This is a genomic window from Streptomyces sp. NPDC050388, from assembly GCF_040655635.1.
GTDB lineage: Bacteria > Actinomycetota > Actinomycetes > Streptomycetales > Streptomycetaceae > Streptomyces.
The window spans coordinates 20,918-34,197 of the sequence record NZ_JBFAKH010000008.1 but is presented as its reverse complement, the minus strand read 5'-3'; the positions used below and the strand labels follow the sequence as shown (position 1 = coordinate 34,197).

General features: G+C 72.4%; 13 protein-coding genes. 5 read left to right on the top strand and 8 right to left on the bottom strand.

The features are described from left to right. Window positions 1-66 precede the first annotated feature (66 nt). Both AB0I73_RS06440 and AB0I73_RS06435 read right to left on the bottom strand, forming a co-directional pair. The gene (locus tag AB0I73_RS06440) at window positions 67-474 is read right to left on the bottom strand and encodes a PIN domain nuclease (RefSeq protein WP_109377210.1); all 408 of its coding nucleotides are present in this window, start codon (window positions 472-474) and stop codon (window positions 67-69) included. Next, window positions 471-698 carry a type II toxin-antitoxin system VapB family antitoxin gene (locus AB0I73_RS06435; RefSeq protein ID WP_109377209.1) on the bottom strand — a complete coding sequence of 76 codons (228 nt, stop codon included), beginning with the start codon at window positions 696-698 and terminating at the stop codon, window positions 471-473. The genes AB0I73_RS06440 and AB0I73_RS06435 overlap by 4 nt, the downstream gene beginning before the upstream one ends. 566 nt (window positions 699-1,264) lie before the next feature. Between AB0I73_RS06435 and AB0I73_RS06430 the strand changes: the two genes are divergently transcribed. Then, a complete protein-coding gene (locus AB0I73_RS06430) occupies window positions 1,265-1,675 on the top strand; it encodes a DUF4396 domain-containing protein (RefSeq protein ID WP_363034355.1) in 411 nt (136 codons plus the stop codon). Between the two features lie 17 nt (window positions 1,676-1,692). Here the strand turns inward: AB0I73_RS06430 and AB0I73_RS06425 are convergent, their stop codons facing one another. Further along, window positions 1,693-3,246, bottom strand: coding sequence for a PH domain-containing protein (locus AB0I73_RS06425; protein ID WP_363034353.1), 1,554 nt, complete (start codon window positions 3,244-3,246; stop codon window positions 1,693-1,695). 185 nt (window positions 3,247-3,431) lie between these two features. Between AB0I73_RS06425 and AB0I73_RS06420 the strand changes: the two genes are divergently transcribed. Then, a complete protein-coding gene (locus tag AB0I73_RS06420; RefSeq protein WP_363034351.1) occupies window positions 3,432-3,734 on the top strand; it encodes a zinc-ribbon domain-containing protein in 303 nt (100 codons plus the stop codon). A 36-nt stretch (window positions 3,735-3,770) separates the two neighbouring features. Here AB0I73_RS06420 and AB0I73_RS06415 read toward each other — a convergent pair whose 3' ends face one another. Next, a complete protein-coding gene (locus tag AB0I73_RS06415; RefSeq protein ID WP_109377204.1) occupies window positions 3,771-4,724 on the bottom strand; it encodes a M56 family metallopeptidase in 954 nt (317 codons plus the stop codon). A gap of 6 nt (window positions 4,725-4,730) precedes the next feature. Further along, a complete protein-coding gene (locus AB0I73_RS06410) occupies window positions 4,731-5,132 on the bottom strand; it encodes a BlaI/MecI/CopY family transcriptional regulator (protein WP_363034349.1) in 402 nt (133 codons plus the stop codon). 135 nt (window positions 5,133-5,267) lie between these two features. Here AB0I73_RS06410 and AB0I73_RS06405 point away from each other — a divergent pair, with 135 nt between their 5' ends. Beyond that, window positions 5,268-5,528, top strand: coding sequence for a twin-arginine translocase TatA/TatE family subunit (locus tag AB0I73_RS06405; protein ID WP_363034347.1), 261 nt, complete (start codon window positions 5,268-5,270; stop codon window positions 5,526-5,528). A 214-nt stretch (window positions 5,529-5,742) separates the two neighbouring features. After that, window positions 5,743-7,761 (top strand): NAD(P)-binding protein, encoded by a 2,019-nt coding sequence (locus AB0I73_RS06400; RefSeq protein ID WP_363034544.1) that lies wholly within the window; start codon window positions 5,743-5,745, stop codon window positions 7,759-7,761. A gap of 93 nt (window positions 7,762-7,854) precedes the next feature. Here the strand turns inward: AB0I73_RS06400 and AB0I73_RS06395 are convergent, their stop codons facing one another. Then, the gene (locus AB0I73_RS06395; protein ID WP_363034345.1) at window positions 7,855-9,708 is read right to left on the bottom strand and encodes a prolyl oligopeptidase family serine peptidase; all 1,854 of its coding nucleotides are present in this window, start codon (window positions 9,706-9,708) and stop codon (window positions 7,855-7,857) included. A 209-nt stretch (window positions 9,709-9,917) separates the two neighbouring features. On the opposite strand from AB0I73_RS06395, the gene AB0I73_RS06390 reads away from it, so the two are divergent. Then, on the top strand, window positions 9,918-10,736 hold the full coding sequence (locus tag AB0I73_RS06390; RefSeq protein WP_363034343.1) for an SURF1 family protein: 819 nt from the start codon (window positions 9,918-9,920) through the stop codon (window positions 10,734-10,736). A gap of 52 nt (window positions 10,737-10,788) precedes the next feature. On the opposite strand, the gene AB0I73_RS06385 is transcribed toward AB0I73_RS06390, so the two are convergent. Together AB0I73_RS06385 and AB0I73_RS06380 are read right to left on the bottom strand one after the other, a co-directional pair. After that, entirely contained in the window at window positions 10,789-12,396 is a 1,608-nt protein-coding gene (locus tag AB0I73_RS06385) for a hypothetical protein (protein ID WP_363034341.1), read from the bottom strand. Continuing rightward, window positions 12,393-13,067, bottom strand: coding sequence for a SigE family RNA polymerase sigma factor (locus AB0I73_RS06380; RefSeq protein WP_363034339.1), 675 nt, complete (start codon window positions 13,065-13,067; stop codon window positions 12,393-12,395). The genes AB0I73_RS06385 and AB0I73_RS06380 overlap by 4 nt, the downstream gene beginning before the upstream one ends. Window positions 13,068-13,280: the final 213 nt, after the last annotated feature.

Here is a 13,280-nt window from a genome sequence, read left to right as displayed (position 1 = left end):
GGTGCGGCCATCGGAACGGCGGGGGTCGGGCTGCCTGCCGGGACGGTGGCGCTCGGAGCTGACCGGCTACTTGAGGTCGATCATTCGGACCGGCTGCCCGGTGGTGCGGGCGATGGTTTCGAAGTCGCGGTCGTAATGCAGCAGTGTGAGTCCCGCTTCTTCCGCGGCTGCGGCCACGAGAAGGTCGACGGCTCCGGCACTGCGGTGCTCGCCCTTGGCCGTGAGCTCACGCTGGACGACACGGGCGCGCCGGTAGATGCCGTCGGGCATGGGGCACCAGGTGAACTGGTTCAGTCGCCCCTGGATGGCCTCACGGTCTTTCTCGGAACGTGCGGAGTAAAGCATCTCCAGTTCGGTGAGGTCGCACAGGGCGACCAGGCCGGCGCCCATCCGCTGCTCCCATTCTTCGGTTGCCTGACGCAGCAGAACGCGAGCCAGGGCCGACGTGTCGACGAGGTAGTCGGCTACGCTCACCGGGCGGTACCACCTCGATAGTTGCGCTTGTCCAGGAGAAGCTCGACATCGAGCGCGCCTTCGTCCGCGAGATCCTGCAGTTCGTGCAGGGCGCGCAGACGACGGTTGCGGGCCACGATCTCGCGCAGGGCGGTGTTGATGGTGTCCCGCTTCGTGGAAGTGCCCAACTCCTTCGCTGCGGCTTCCAGGGCGTCGTCGTCGAGGTCGATGACGGTTCTGCTCATGAGCCCCACCTCCGTATACATCGAAGAATGTATCAATATACATGATCGAATGTATCGCGGGACGGGGTGGACCGGTCCTGAAGCCTGCGGACCGAGGAACGTGCCATGGACAGCAGGAGACGCGCTGGGGCTCGGCTCAGCCCCTGTGCAACGGGCCGCAGGACGCGGTCCGTCACAGTGGGACGCCGGGACCCTCCCGTACGGCTCCGGAGCCGAGCCTCTCCTCGAGTCCTCCCCGCACCCCGTTCGGGACGAAGAGGTCGTGGGTTCAGATGCCGCCACCCCGACAGTGAAGTACCAGGTCAGGGATCTGGTACTCGCAGCGGGCCGAGTCCCTGATCGCTTGCCGGTGATCGTTCGGGAGGGAATTCGGGGGAGGGCTCTGATCGAGCTCTCCCGGATGTTCAGCCGCCGGTCCGCCCTGCGGAAACCGCAGGGTGCGGGGTGTGGGGAACCGTACTTGTTCGACGGCAACCCTCATACCGGCGCTGAGCTGCGATTTCCAGTGTGGTCGTGGAGCGCGGCAACTGCCCGCGACGGCCCGCCCCGCAGCCTGGAGACTTCGAATGGACCTCATGCCCCTGGCTCTGCCCCAGGAACCCGCCGGCGGCATCGCGGAGTGGGCAGCCGACCCGGTGGACACCATGGGCGGCCCCGGCGCGGGCCTTGCCATCGCCCTGGCCTTCGTCTTCGGCTACTCCCTCACGCTCTTCGTGGTGATGCGCGCCGGGCTGTCCCTGAAGGCCGCGGTCGAGGTGGCGCCGGCCGCCGACACCGTCTCCATCGCGGTGATGGAACTGGTCGACAACGCCGTCGTCGCGCTGACGCCGGGAGCGATGGAGGCGCAGCTGTCGGACGGGGTGTTCTGGTACGCGCTGCTCGGTGGCTTCGCCGTGGCGTTCGTGATCACCACGCCGGTCAACAAGTGGGTGATCGGCCGCGGCAGGGGCCACGCCGTGGTCCACGCCCACCACTGACCTGCGGCGGACGCGGTTCAGCTTTGCCCGAGCACTTGTGGTGGTGCTCCCGGCGAGGGCCGGCCCGGGGTCAGGTGGCGGAGGATCCGGGGCAGGTCCTCGGGGGACGCGGTGAGGCGGACCGGGGTGCCGGCGTCGTCGAGTTCGGCGACGTGCCAGGTTCTGGGGACCAGCTCGCCGTCACTGCCCTGGGCGGGGCGGACCTTCTTGAGGGTGAGGCGTTCCGCGGGGATCGGCTTCGCCGCGAAACGGTCCGGGTGCGGGACGACGGCGGGCGGGCCGCCGCCCAGGGCGATGTGGGTGCCGAAGCGGTGCGGGTTGTAGTCGGTGGCCTCCAGGAAACGGGCCGGGAGGAACACCTCCTCGTCACCGTCCGGGCCGACGGGCTCCGTCCCCTCCTCGGGCACCCGGACGCGGGTGGCCCGCCATGCCCAGGCGAAGAGGGCCAGCGATGCCGCTGTGCCCGCGACCGGCCACACCGTCGTCAGCGGTGAGGTGAACAGCGTGGTGGGGTGCAGGTAGCAGAGCGGGATCAGCCACAGGGCCGTACCGACGAGGACCACCACGAAGGGCAGGACCTCGGGAAGGACCTCGCCGTCGGGGCGCCGACGGCTCCGCAGCGTCAGCAGCACCCGGGCGGCCGGGTACCCCGCGATGAGGGCGACGACGGCCGCGGCGACCGTCACGCTGCCGGCGGTCGGGATGTGCTCGTGCCAGACGTGGCGCTCACCGGCGACCTCCATCACCCTGCCGTGCCAGAAGGTCAGTTCGACGTCGTCACCGGCGCGGAACGCCTGCGCGGCCTCCCGGGAGACCTGCAGCCGCTCCAGCGGGCGGGCGTCGGTGAAGTACAACCAGCTTGCCTTCTTGGGGCGTTGCACCTCGGTGTGCTCGATCACCGCCGGGAGCGTCGTCAGGCACGCCTCTCCGCGCTCCGCGGCGGGGGTGTCGGCGGTGCACGGTACGGCCGAACTCCAGGCCTGTCGGTTCTCCTCGGCACCCGGGACGAACGACGCGACCAGGCCCGCGGCCGCGAGCAGCAGCACACCCGCGAGGAGGGAGCCGGCAAAGCCGCGCCCGGCGGTCCGGGACGAGATGACGACGAGGTGACTCGACTCCGGAGTGCCGTACTGCCGGTGCAGCTCCCGGAACGTTTCCAGCGTCTCGTCGAACTCCGGGTCGGGGGTGGTGTAGCTCATCGGCAGGGAAAGAGCCCACTTGCGCCCGACACGCGGCACCACGATGAGACGGCGGACGTCCTGGGCCCGTGGAGTGTCCGCGTACTTCAGGCGTACGCGCAGATCGGTGATGTCGCTCCAGCGCACGCTCCTGCGGTGCACGAGGCTGCGGGAGTGCACCCCGTGGGCGTCGGCACGGACCCACACGGTGACCTTGTGGAGTGCCGTGACCGTGGCCAGGGCGGGCAGCAGGGCGATGCCCGCCCATACGGCCGGGCCCGCGAGGGCCCACATCAGCACGGCCGCGGCCGTTCCGATCGCACCGAGTCCGACGAGGGTCCACCGGAAACCCGTCCACTGGGGCCGACAGGTCACTTCCCGGGGATCGCTCATGTCCGGAATCCTGCCCACCGTACGGCCGTGCCCGCAGGGGCGGAGCCCGGCAGTTTTCCGGCAGGACACATTGCCGATCGCTCATCGGGGCAGCCGGTGACATGGTGGCAGCAGAAGCAGCGACGACAGCAGCGGCAACAGCGGTAGCGGCGGCGGCGAACACCGTTCACGGGAAGGGGCACCACATGATCATCTTCGGCACCAAGGGATATCTGTACCAGCTCGCGATACTGACCCTGGTGTGTACCCAGTGCGGGAATCCCTCCGCGCACGCGCTCAGGAAGCGGGTCACGAAGTTCACCCTCTTCTTCGTGCCGCTGTTCCCGGTCTCGACGAAGTACTCGACCCAGTGCACCTTCTGCGGCGCGGAGTCGAAGCTCTCCCAGGAGCAGGCCGAGCAGTTGCAGGCGCAGGACGCGGGCGGTCCCGGTGGCGGGCAGCCGTACGGGCAGCCGCCCCAGCAGCACCAGCAGCCGTACCGGCCGTGAGGGGGTCGGAGAACGCGAAGGCCAGGGCCGGCGCGCTCACAGCGGTGTCGCCGTGCGGAGGATCCAGAACAGGGTCACGGCCGCGTTGGCCGAGGACATCGCCGACACGGCCGTACCGGCGGCCGCTCCCCAGGCGGCCAGGCCCACCGAGGTGAACACCGTCGGCCAGGGACCCGTCGCCGGAGCCGGGGCGAGCAGCGCGGCCACCCGGCGGGGAACCGGTCCCGGCGCCGCGAACGGCGCTCCGGACGCCGCGAACGCCGGCGGGGGCGGGCCGGACCGGGAGGCGAGCGCCGCCTTGCCGATGGCGGTGGCGACGGTACGGCGGTCACCGACCGTACGGGCCGCCTCCTCGTCCGCCCAGCGTTCCGCCGCGTACGACACCGCCGTGCGCAGCGGGCGCAGGAACGGGTTGGCGTGCGCGGCCAGCCGGACGGCCAGCAGGAAGCGGTGGTGGCGTGCGGTCAGGTGGGCGCGCTCATGGGCGAACAGGGCACGGCGTTCACCGGAGTCCAGACGGTCGAGGAGAGCGGTGGTGACCACGACCCGGTCCCGGCTCGGTCCGCCGCCCGGGAGCGCGTACGCGTACGGGGTGCCGTCGGGCAGGACCGCCACCTCCGTGTCCGGCAGGCCGGCCAGGGCTCGGTGGGCGCGCCGACGGGCGCGGCCGTGCCGCCACAGCGTGCGCGCACAGACCAGCAGGACCACGCACAGGGCCGGGATGGCCGCCTTGCCCACGACCTCGTCGTAGGGGACCGCCGCCCGCACCTCCGGGTCCGACCAGCCGTCGGGCAGCGGATTGCCGGGCAGGGTGGCGGTGCCGACCACCATCACCAGGCACAGGCACACCGTGCTGCACACCGCCATCACCGCCGCGACCCAGGTCAGCATCCGGGTCGCGGTCCGCGGGTGCAGATGCTGTTCGGCGAGCCGGGCGATCGGCCACGCCGTCAGCGGCAGGACGAGCGGAAGGAAGACGAACACCCCCATGAGGTTTCAGTCTTCCCCATCGCCCCGGGGCTGACCCAGCAGTTCCCGCAGCAGCCGTTCGTCGTCCGGGCCGAGACCGGTGACGAAGCTGGCCAGGACCGCCTCCCGGTCGCTCTCGGCGTCCAGCACCCTGCGCATCCGGTGCGCCGCGAGGCCGGCGTGGTCGGAGGCGGGCGTCCAGGCGAAGGAGCGGCCCGCGCGTTCACGGGTGACCGCTCCCTTGGCCAGCAGCCTGGTCAGGATCGTGATGACCGTCGTGTAGGCGAGGTTCTGGCCCAGACGCGCCTGCACCCAGCCGGCCGTCGCCGGGCCGTCCGCCTCCCGGAGCGCCGACAGCACGAGTGCCTCCAACTCGCCCTGCCCCCGACGCCGGTGGCGCTGACCGCGCCCCTGATCGCCCTCGACCACGGCCCGTCTCCCTTCCGCCGCCTTCCCGTTCCCGGGCAGTCATCGTATAGACGCGTGGACACCGTCAAATTCTCTACATTGCTGTAGATTCTACGGGCGGCATCCGGCAACGGCTCACGAGAAGGACGGACCCCCATGTTCGGGTTGAGCGAACTCGCGATCATCCTCATCGTCGTCATAGCCGTTCTCGGTGCGAAGAAGCTGCCCGAGCTGGCCCGCTCGGCCGGCAAGTCCGCCCGCATCCTCAAGGCCGAGGCCCGCGCGGCCAAGGAGGACGAGCGGGAGGAGCAGGCGCGGGAGCAGGGCCGGCAGCCGGACGCCCCCCGTGTCGTCCAGGGCGAGACCGTCACCCGGGACACGGCCGCCGACGGCCACACCCCGCAGCACCGACCCTGAACCCTCTCAGCCGTTCCAGGCCTCGTCGCACGGGTCGCGCGGGGACGGTCGGCCGTGGCCCCGGGCCCGGTCCCGACCCTGCCGGGAAGCGAAGTGCGGCCCCGTTGGACGCCGTTCGCCGAACGCTCCTGGAACCGCCTGCGTGTATACGGCAGTCTTTCCTCTCGTGCTGAGCCTTCCGAATCAGATCCCGCCGGACGATCCCCCCGCGCACATGGTGGTGTGCGGGGACGACGGACTCGCACATCGGCTCGCCGCCGAACTGCGGGGCGTGTACGGCGAGCAGGTCACCCTCGTCGTGCCGCCGTCCGGACTCCGGGTGCGGGAACCCGTGGTCGGGCGGGCCCGCGCGGCCTCCGCCGCCCTGCTCGACCGGTTCGTGAACGCCACCGTCAACCGCGGCAACGGCAACGGCGGTTCCGACGGCACGTCCGACCAGCGGCTGGTGGAGGCCGCCGAGCCGACCGACGCCGTGCTCGCCGAGGTGGGCGTGGCGCGGGCCGCCGCACTGGCCCTGGTGTACGACGACGACGAGACCAACATCCGCGCCGCCCTCACCGCCCGCCGGATCAACCCCCGGCTGCGCCTCGTGCTGCGCCTCTACAACCGCCGCCTGGGCCGGCACATAGAGGAACTGCTCGACCAGGCTGCCGGGTTGGCCGGCGGTGACCCGCACGGGCGCGGGGACCCCGTCGTCGACACGTCCACCACCGTGCTGTCCGACGCCGACACGGCCGCGCCCGCCCTGGTCGCCACCGCGCTCGTCGGCACCAGCAAGATCGTCGACACCGACGGACTGATGCTGCGCGCGGTGGAACGGCGCCCGCCGCGCCCGGGCGAGGTGGCCGATCCCGGGTTGTGCACCCTGGCGTTGCTGTCCGCGACGAGCAACGACCCGGGCGGGTCCGAGGGGTCGGAGGACAGCGGCGACCAGGGACCGCAGATGCTGCCCGACGCGGACGCCGTCGCGGCGGCGACCGGACGCGGCACGGTGGTGCTGGAGCAGGTGTCGTACTCCGGACCGCCGTTGCCGGTGGTGCGGGCCCAGGTGCCGCCCCTCGCCTCCCTGTTCTCGCGGCGGCTGCGGTGGTCGCTGGCGGGGCTGGCGGCGGCCGTGGTGGCGCTGGCGGTGACCCTGACCCTGGTCACGAAGGACAATCCGCTGCACGCCACCTACGTCACCCTGCTCGACCTCTTCTCGATCAACGATCCCGCGCACAACGCGTCCAGGAGCGAGCAGATCCTGCAACTGCTGTCGGGGATAGTCGGGTTGCTGATGCTGCCGGTGATGGTGGCGGCGGTGCTGGAGGCGCTGGGGACGTTCCGTACCGCCTCCGCGCTGCGGAAGCCGCCGCGCGGGCTGAGCGGGCATCTGGTGCTGCTGGGGCTCGGCAAGATCGGCACCCGGGTGCTGACCCGGCTGCACGAGTTGCACATCCCCGTGGTGTGCGTCGAGGCCGACCCGGAGGCACGGGGCATGGCCACGGCGCGGCGGCTGGGCGTGCCGGTGGTCCTCGGGGACGTCACGCAGGAGGGCGTGCTGGAGGCCGCGAAGATCCAACGGGCCGACGCGCTGCTCGCGCTGACCAGCGCCGACACCACGAATCTGGAGGCCGTGCTGTACGCGCGGTCCGTGCGGTCCGATCTGCGGGTCGTCCTGCGGCTGTACGACGACGAGTTCGCGACGGCCGTGTACCGCACCCTGCGGGCCGCGCACCCCGATGCGCTGACCCGGAGCCGCAGCGTCTCCCACCTGGCCGCGCCCGCGTTCGCGGGGGCGATGATGGGCCGGCAGATCCTGGGGGCGATCCCGGTCGAGCGGCGGGTGCTGGTGTTCGCGGCACTGACCGTGGGCGGGCATCCGCAGCTGGAGGGAAGGACGGTCGGTGAGGCGTTCCGGGCCGGGGCGTGGCGGGTGCTGGCCCTGGACACGGCGGCCACGGCGGTACGCGCGCCGGGCACGGGCGGGGACGGAAGCCGCGACGGGAACGGGCACGGGACCCCCAGAACCCTCAGAACTCCTGGCACCCTCGGAATCCCCGGAATCCCCGGAACCAGGGACAGGGGCGCGAACGGCGGCGCCGGCCCGGCGGAGGCGGGGCCGTCGGGGCTGATCTGGGACCTGCCCGACACGTACGTCCTGCGCAGCGAGGACCGGGTGGTGCTGGGCGCCACCCGGCGGGGGCTGGCGGAACTGCTCCGGCGCAGGGGGAGGGAGCGGACCGGGGCGTGACGTGAACGGAGGGGGCGACCGGTGCTCCCCGGGCCGCAGCCCGGGAAGCACCCCCTCAGCCGTCCCAGCCCTCCCAATCCTCTCCCTACCTGCTCAGATCTGCTTCCCCAGGTACCGTTCCGCGAAGTCCAGCTCCAGGCGTACCTGCTTGATCCGCTCGTCGACCACCAGGGAGCCGTGGCCCGCGTCGTAGCGGTAGACCTCGTGGGGGGCGTCGCGGGACTGGAGGCGGTGGACGTAGTTCTCGATCTGGCGGATCGGACAGCGCGGGTCGTTCACCCCGGCCGAGATGTAGACCGGTGCCTTCACCCGGTCGACGTAGGTGATCGGGGAGGACGCCTCGAACCGCTCGGGAACCTCCTCGGGGGTGCCGCCGAGGAGCGTGCGGTCCATGGCCTTCAGCGCCTCCATCTCGTCGTGGTACGCCGTGACGTAGTCGGCGACCGGGACCACCGCGATGCCCAGGGTCCACGCGTCGGGCTGGGTGCCCAGGCCCAGGAGGGTGAGGTAGCCGCCCCAGGAACCGCCGGTGAGGACGAGGCGGTCCGGGTCCGCGAGGCCCGAGCTGATCGCCCACTCGCGGACCGCGGCGATGTCCTCCAGCTCGATCAGGCCGACCCGGTGCTTCAGCGCGTCGGTCCAGGCGCGGCCGTACCCCGTGGAACCGCGGTAGTTGACGCGGACCACCGCGTAGCCGTGGTCGACCCAGGCGGCCGGGCCCGCGGCGAAGGAGTCGCTGTCGTGCCAGGTGGGACCGCCGTGGATGTCGAAGACCGTGGGCAGCGGGCCGCTCGCGCCCGCGGGCTTCTGGACCAGGGCGTGGATCCGACCGCCGGGGCCCTCCACCCACACGTCCTCCACCGGCACCGAACCGGGCGACTTCATGCCCGGCGGGTCCAGGACGACCCCGCCGGCCGTGGAGCGGACCGCCGACGGCTCCGCCGACGACGACCACAGGTACTCCACGCTGCCGTCCGGGCGGGCCGTCGCGCCCGAGACCGTGCCGGGCGGGGTGTCGATCTCCAGCAGCTCGGGGCCCGCCAGGTCGTAGCGGAACAGTTCGCTGCGGGCCTCGAAGCTGTGCGCGATCAGCAGGCCCGTGCCGTCCGGGAACCACTCGGCGCTCACGTCACCCGGCAGCTCCAGGGCGAGGTCCGTCTCCTCGCCCGTCGCCACGTCCCACACCAGGGGCTCCCAGCGGCCGCGCCGCTGGTGACCGATGAGCAGACGCGTGTCACCGTCGATCGGGGCGAAGCCCAGTACCTCCAGGCCCAGCTCCTCGGTGCCGCCCCTGGTGTCGTCCAGCTCGGCGACCGGCGTGCCGTCGGGGCGCAGCACCCGCAGCGCGGAGTGCATCGCGTCGCCGTGCTCCGTGTGCTCGACGGCGATGAGCGAGCCGTCGTGGGAGAGGTCGCCGACGCCCGCCGACTCGCGGTGCCGGTAGATCTCCACGGGCTCTTCGCCGGTGCGCACGAGGTGGATCGTCGTACCGTCCTCGTCCGTGGAACGGCCCACGACCGCCGTGCGCCCGTCCCGGGCGAGGGCGAGGCCGGCCGGGTACGAGGGGTTCAGGCCCTCGGCGGCGAGTTCGTCGGCGCCGCCCGCGAACCGCTGCCGGCGCCAGACGCCGAACTCGTCGCCGTCCTTGTCGTCGAACCACCAGATCCACTCGCCGTCCGGCGAGAGCACACCGTCCGTGGTGCCGTTGGGCCGGTCCGTCACCTGACGCTGCTCGCCCGTCGACCGGTCCCAGGCATACAGCTCGTACGTCCCCGTCGCGTTCGACACGAACAGGGAACGGTCGGGGGCGTCCTCCGCCCAGTCGGGCAGGGAGACCCGGGGCGCCCGGAAGCGCTTCTCCCAGTCGGGCATCAGCTCGCCCTGTCGTACTCGCTCGGTCCGGTCCGTCCGCCGCGCCGGTGCGCCGGACTCGTTGCTCTCAGTCATGGCCCCATACTGCCCGCCCCGGAGGGTGTCGCGCCGCCGAGGTCCCCAGCCTGTGGACAACCCGCACCGGATCTCCCACCGGGGCCGACACGACCGCTACCACCACGGGTCACCCGGGCCTCCCCCGCCCCAGTGACCACGGGGCCACGGGGGCCCGCGAGGGCCGCCCCGCGAACCGGTCTTTCCACGCGGCCCCGTACCGTGGGAGCGTGTACCGGTTTCTGCTGACGCCCCGATGGTGGGGGATCAACGTCTTCGTGCTGCTCGCCATCCCCTTCTGCATCTTCATGGGTTCCTGGCAGCTGAGCCGCTTCGAGGACCGCGTCGACAACCACCGCGGCGCCGAGGAACAGGCCGCCTCCGCCCAACAGGAGGAGGCCCGGCCGCTGGACACACTGCTGCCGGTGACCAAGGCGACCTCCGGCAAGCAGGCCACCACGAGCGGCCGCTACGAGGAACAGCTCCTCGTGCCCGACCGGGACCTCGACGGCGCACCCGGCCACTACGTCCTGACCCTGCTGCACACCGACAACGGCAAGGTGCTGCCCGTCGTCCGCGGCTGGCTGCCCGGCGAGCCCGACCCGGCCGGGGCGCCCGCGCCGCCGGACGGCGAAGTCACCGTCACCGGGGCGCTCCAGGCGTCCGAGACCCCCGGCAGCCACGGCGTCAGCGGCCGCAGCGGCCTGCCGGAGGGGCAGACCGCCGCGATCAGCGCGGCGTCGCTGGTGAACCTGGTCCCCCACGACGTGTACGAAGCGTGGATCACCCTCAACGAGGGCGATTCGGGGATGCGGGCGGTGCCCGCGGTCGCGCCGGGCGGTACCGGACTGGACCTCAAGGCGTTCCAGAACCTCGGCTACACCGCCGAGTGGTTCGCCTTCGTGGGCTTCGTCGTCTTCATGTGGTTCCGCCTGCTGCGCCGCGAGGTGGAGCTCGTCCGGGACGCGGAACTGGGCCTGGCCCCGGAGGAGGGGCAGGAGCGCGAGCCGGAACCGGACGGGAAGCGGTCCAGCCCGTCAGGGGTGTGACCGGGACCGGGACCTCCGTCCCGGTCGGCCCGCCGGCACCGGCTCGTCGGCGTCAGCTCGTCAGCGTCGGCAGCAGTCCCGTCCAGTAGACGGTGCCCGCGCAGGCGTTGGCCACCGTGACGGTCGCCGTGCCCCCCGTCGCCGCGGTGTACGTCACGGTCACACTTCCCTCGGCCGGGCCGTCCGCCTTGAGGAGCTGGGCCGCCGTTCCGATGTCGCCGCCCGTGGGCGGGCCGCTGTTGGGCGTGGGGTCTTCCTGCGAGGGGCTCGGGTCGGGTGCGGGCTCCTCGGTGCCGCCCCCCGTCTCGCCGCCGGTCCCGCCGCCGGTTCCGCCGCCGGTTCCGCCGTCCGTGGAACAGGTCTCGGAAGGCACCCAGGCGAACTTCACGTCGTACGTCTCACCCGGCTTGAGCACCAGCGGCACGGACTCCAGGGACGGGTCGGGCAGGCCGGCCGCCGCGTCCCCCGCCACGTGCCGGGCCGAGCCCACCTTGGCGGGGTCGGCCGCACCCAGCGGAGTCACGCTCACGCTTCCGGACCTGCCGACGGTACAGCTCGCCGTGGACACGTTGCCGACCCGGAAGGAGCCGTAGACCGCGCCGGTCGAGTCGGGGGCGACGCTGCTCGCGACGGCCGGTCCGAGCTGCGCGGCCGTGCAGGCGGTCACCCCGGCCGCCGCGCTCGACGAGGGGCCCGCCTTCTCGGGCTCACCGGTGCGCGAGCCGGGCTTCGAGGTCTTCTCCTTGTCCTCCTTGCCCTTGCCGTCCTTGTCGGTCCCCTCGACCCGGTCCGAGGTGCCGCCCGCGGTGGTCTCGCCGCCGCCGGTCTTCTTGTCCTCGCCGGTGCTGCCCTCCGTCTCCGAGGCGTGACCGATGGCGAACGGGTTGGCGTCCGAACCGGTGATGTTCGAGACGTGCACGAGGGCCGGGACGGCCGTGCCGAGGAAGAGCGCCGCGGCCGCCGCGCCGACGAGGAGCTGCCGCTTGCGCGCCCTGCGGGCGGGGACCGCGCGCTGCAGGTACTCCAGCGAGCCCTCGCGCGGCTCCATCTCGCCCACCGAGCGGTGCAGCAGGCTCCGTACATCAAGCTCGGCCGGTTCAGCGGGCTCGGCCGACTCGGACGGCTCGACCGACTCGGCGAGCTCGACCGACTCGGTCGACTGGTCCGACTCTGCCGCCTGGTCCGACTCTGCCGCCTGGTCCGACTCTGCGGGCTCGGTCGACCGGTCAGACTCTGCCGGTCGGTCCGAGTCGGCCGACTCGGCCGGCTGGTCCGGCCGGTCCGAGTCCGTCAGCCGGTCCGGGCCTGCCGACTCGTCGGACTCGTCGGAGTCGAGCCGCCCCGCGCCCTGGTCGGGCCCCTGGTCGTCCAGGCCGTCGTTCACAGTTCCGTTCCCAGCGTGCGATTGCTTCGACTGCTGCCCGGTCGGGGACACCGACCCACGCAGTACGCGCAGGCCGTCACCGTCGGACGGACCCGGGCCGTCGGCCCCGGACACACGTTCGTCAGGCTCACGTTCCTCAGCCTCGGCCGCGCTCTCCTCGGCCGCGCTCTCCTCGGCCGCGCTCTCCTCGGCCGCGTGCTCCCCGGCCGCACGCTTCTCGGGCCCATCCTCCTCCGGCCCGCGCTCCTCGCCGCGCGTGTCCCTGTCGCCGCTCATACCGGCGCCTCCATGGCCACTCGCAGCGCCGCGATCCCGCGCGAGCCGTACGCCTTCACCGAGCCCAGCGAGATGCCGAGCGTCGCCGCCACCTGCGCCTCGGTCATGTCCGCGAAGTACCGCAGCACCAGCACCTCGCGCTGACGGCGCTGCAGCCCTTTCATCGCCTTGATGAGGGAGTCGCGCTCCAGCTGGTCGTAGGCGCCTTCCTCCGCGCTCGCCATGTCGGGCATGGGCTTGGAGAGCAGCTTCAGGCCGAGGATGCGGCGGCGCAGCGCGGAACGGGAGAGGTTGACGACCGTCTGACGCAGATACGCCAGGGTCTTCTCCGGGTCCCGCACGCGTTTACGGGCGGAGTGGACGCGGATGAACGCCTCCTGGACGACGTCCTCGCAGGAGGCGGTGTCGTCGAGGAGCAGCGCCGCGAGACCCAGCAGCGAGCGGTAGTGCGCGCGGTAGGTCTCGGTGAGATGGTCGACGGTCGTACCGGCCGCCACGATGTCGTCGGCACCGCCGTCACGCTGACTCGGTATGCGGGCGGGCCGCGCTGCTGGCATCGGCGCGATCACCGGCATGCCACCGGACGCACCGGCCTTGCGGGGTCGGAGAACTTGGCGGGGCGGGCGTAGAGCCGTGCCACGCGGCGTTGCGAAGTCGAGTACCTCAGCCACGCCAGTTGGACACGCTTCCCCCCATGAGGGTTGTACGTGCCGCGCGTCACGTTTGCCGCGCCCGGCGCCGGCCGACCGCCGTCCGTGCCGGGCAGGACTCTCGACAGCACACCGAATACCCTCATGTGTCTGCTCTTCCCCTATGTCTCATATCAACGGACGTCCCCACGTCCGATTCCGGACGTCCCCACGCCCGGAAAGACCACCGCGTCC

What these genes read in the sequence shown, in the direction of transcription:
- AB0I73_RS06415 (WP_109377204.1), bottom strand. Translation starts at nt 4,724, where the DNA reads ATGGGGGTGTTCGTCTTCCTTCCGCTCGTCCTGCCGCTGACGGCGTGG.
- AB0I73_RS06385 (WP_363034341.1), bottom strand. Translation starts at nt 12,396, where the DNA reads ATGAGCGGCGACAGGGACACGCGCGGCGAGGAGCGCGGGCCGGAGGAG.
- AB0I73_RS06430 (WP_363034355.1), top strand. Translation starts at nt 1,265, where the DNA reads ATGGACCTCATGCCCCTGGCTCTGCCCCAGGAACCCGCCGGCGGCATC.
- AB0I73_RS06400 (WP_363034544.1), top strand. Translation starts at nt 5,743, where the DNA reads ATGGTGGTGTGCGGGGACGACGGACTCGCACATCGGCTCGCCGCCGAA.
- AB0I73_RS06425 (WP_363034353.1), bottom strand. Translation starts at nt 3,246, where the DNA reads ATGAGCGATCCCCGGGAAGTGACCTGTCGGCCCCAGTGGACGGGTTTC.
- AB0I73_RS06420 (WP_363034351.1), top strand. Translation starts at nt 3,432, where the DNA reads ATGATCATCTTCGGCACCAAGGGATATCTGTACCAGCTCGCGATACTG.
- AB0I73_RS06395 (WP_363034345.1), bottom strand. Translation starts at nt 9,708, where the DNA reads ATGACTGAGAGCAACGAGTCCGGCGCACCGGCGCGGCGGACGGACCGG.
- AB0I73_RS06435 (WP_109377209.1), bottom strand. Translation starts at nt 698, where the DNA reads ATGAGCAGAACCGTCATCGACCTCGACGACGACGCCCTGGAAGCCGCA.
- AB0I73_RS06405 (WP_363034347.1), top strand. Translation starts at nt 5,268, where the DNA reads ATGTTCGGGTTGAGCGAACTCGCGATCATCCTCATCGTCGTCATAGCC.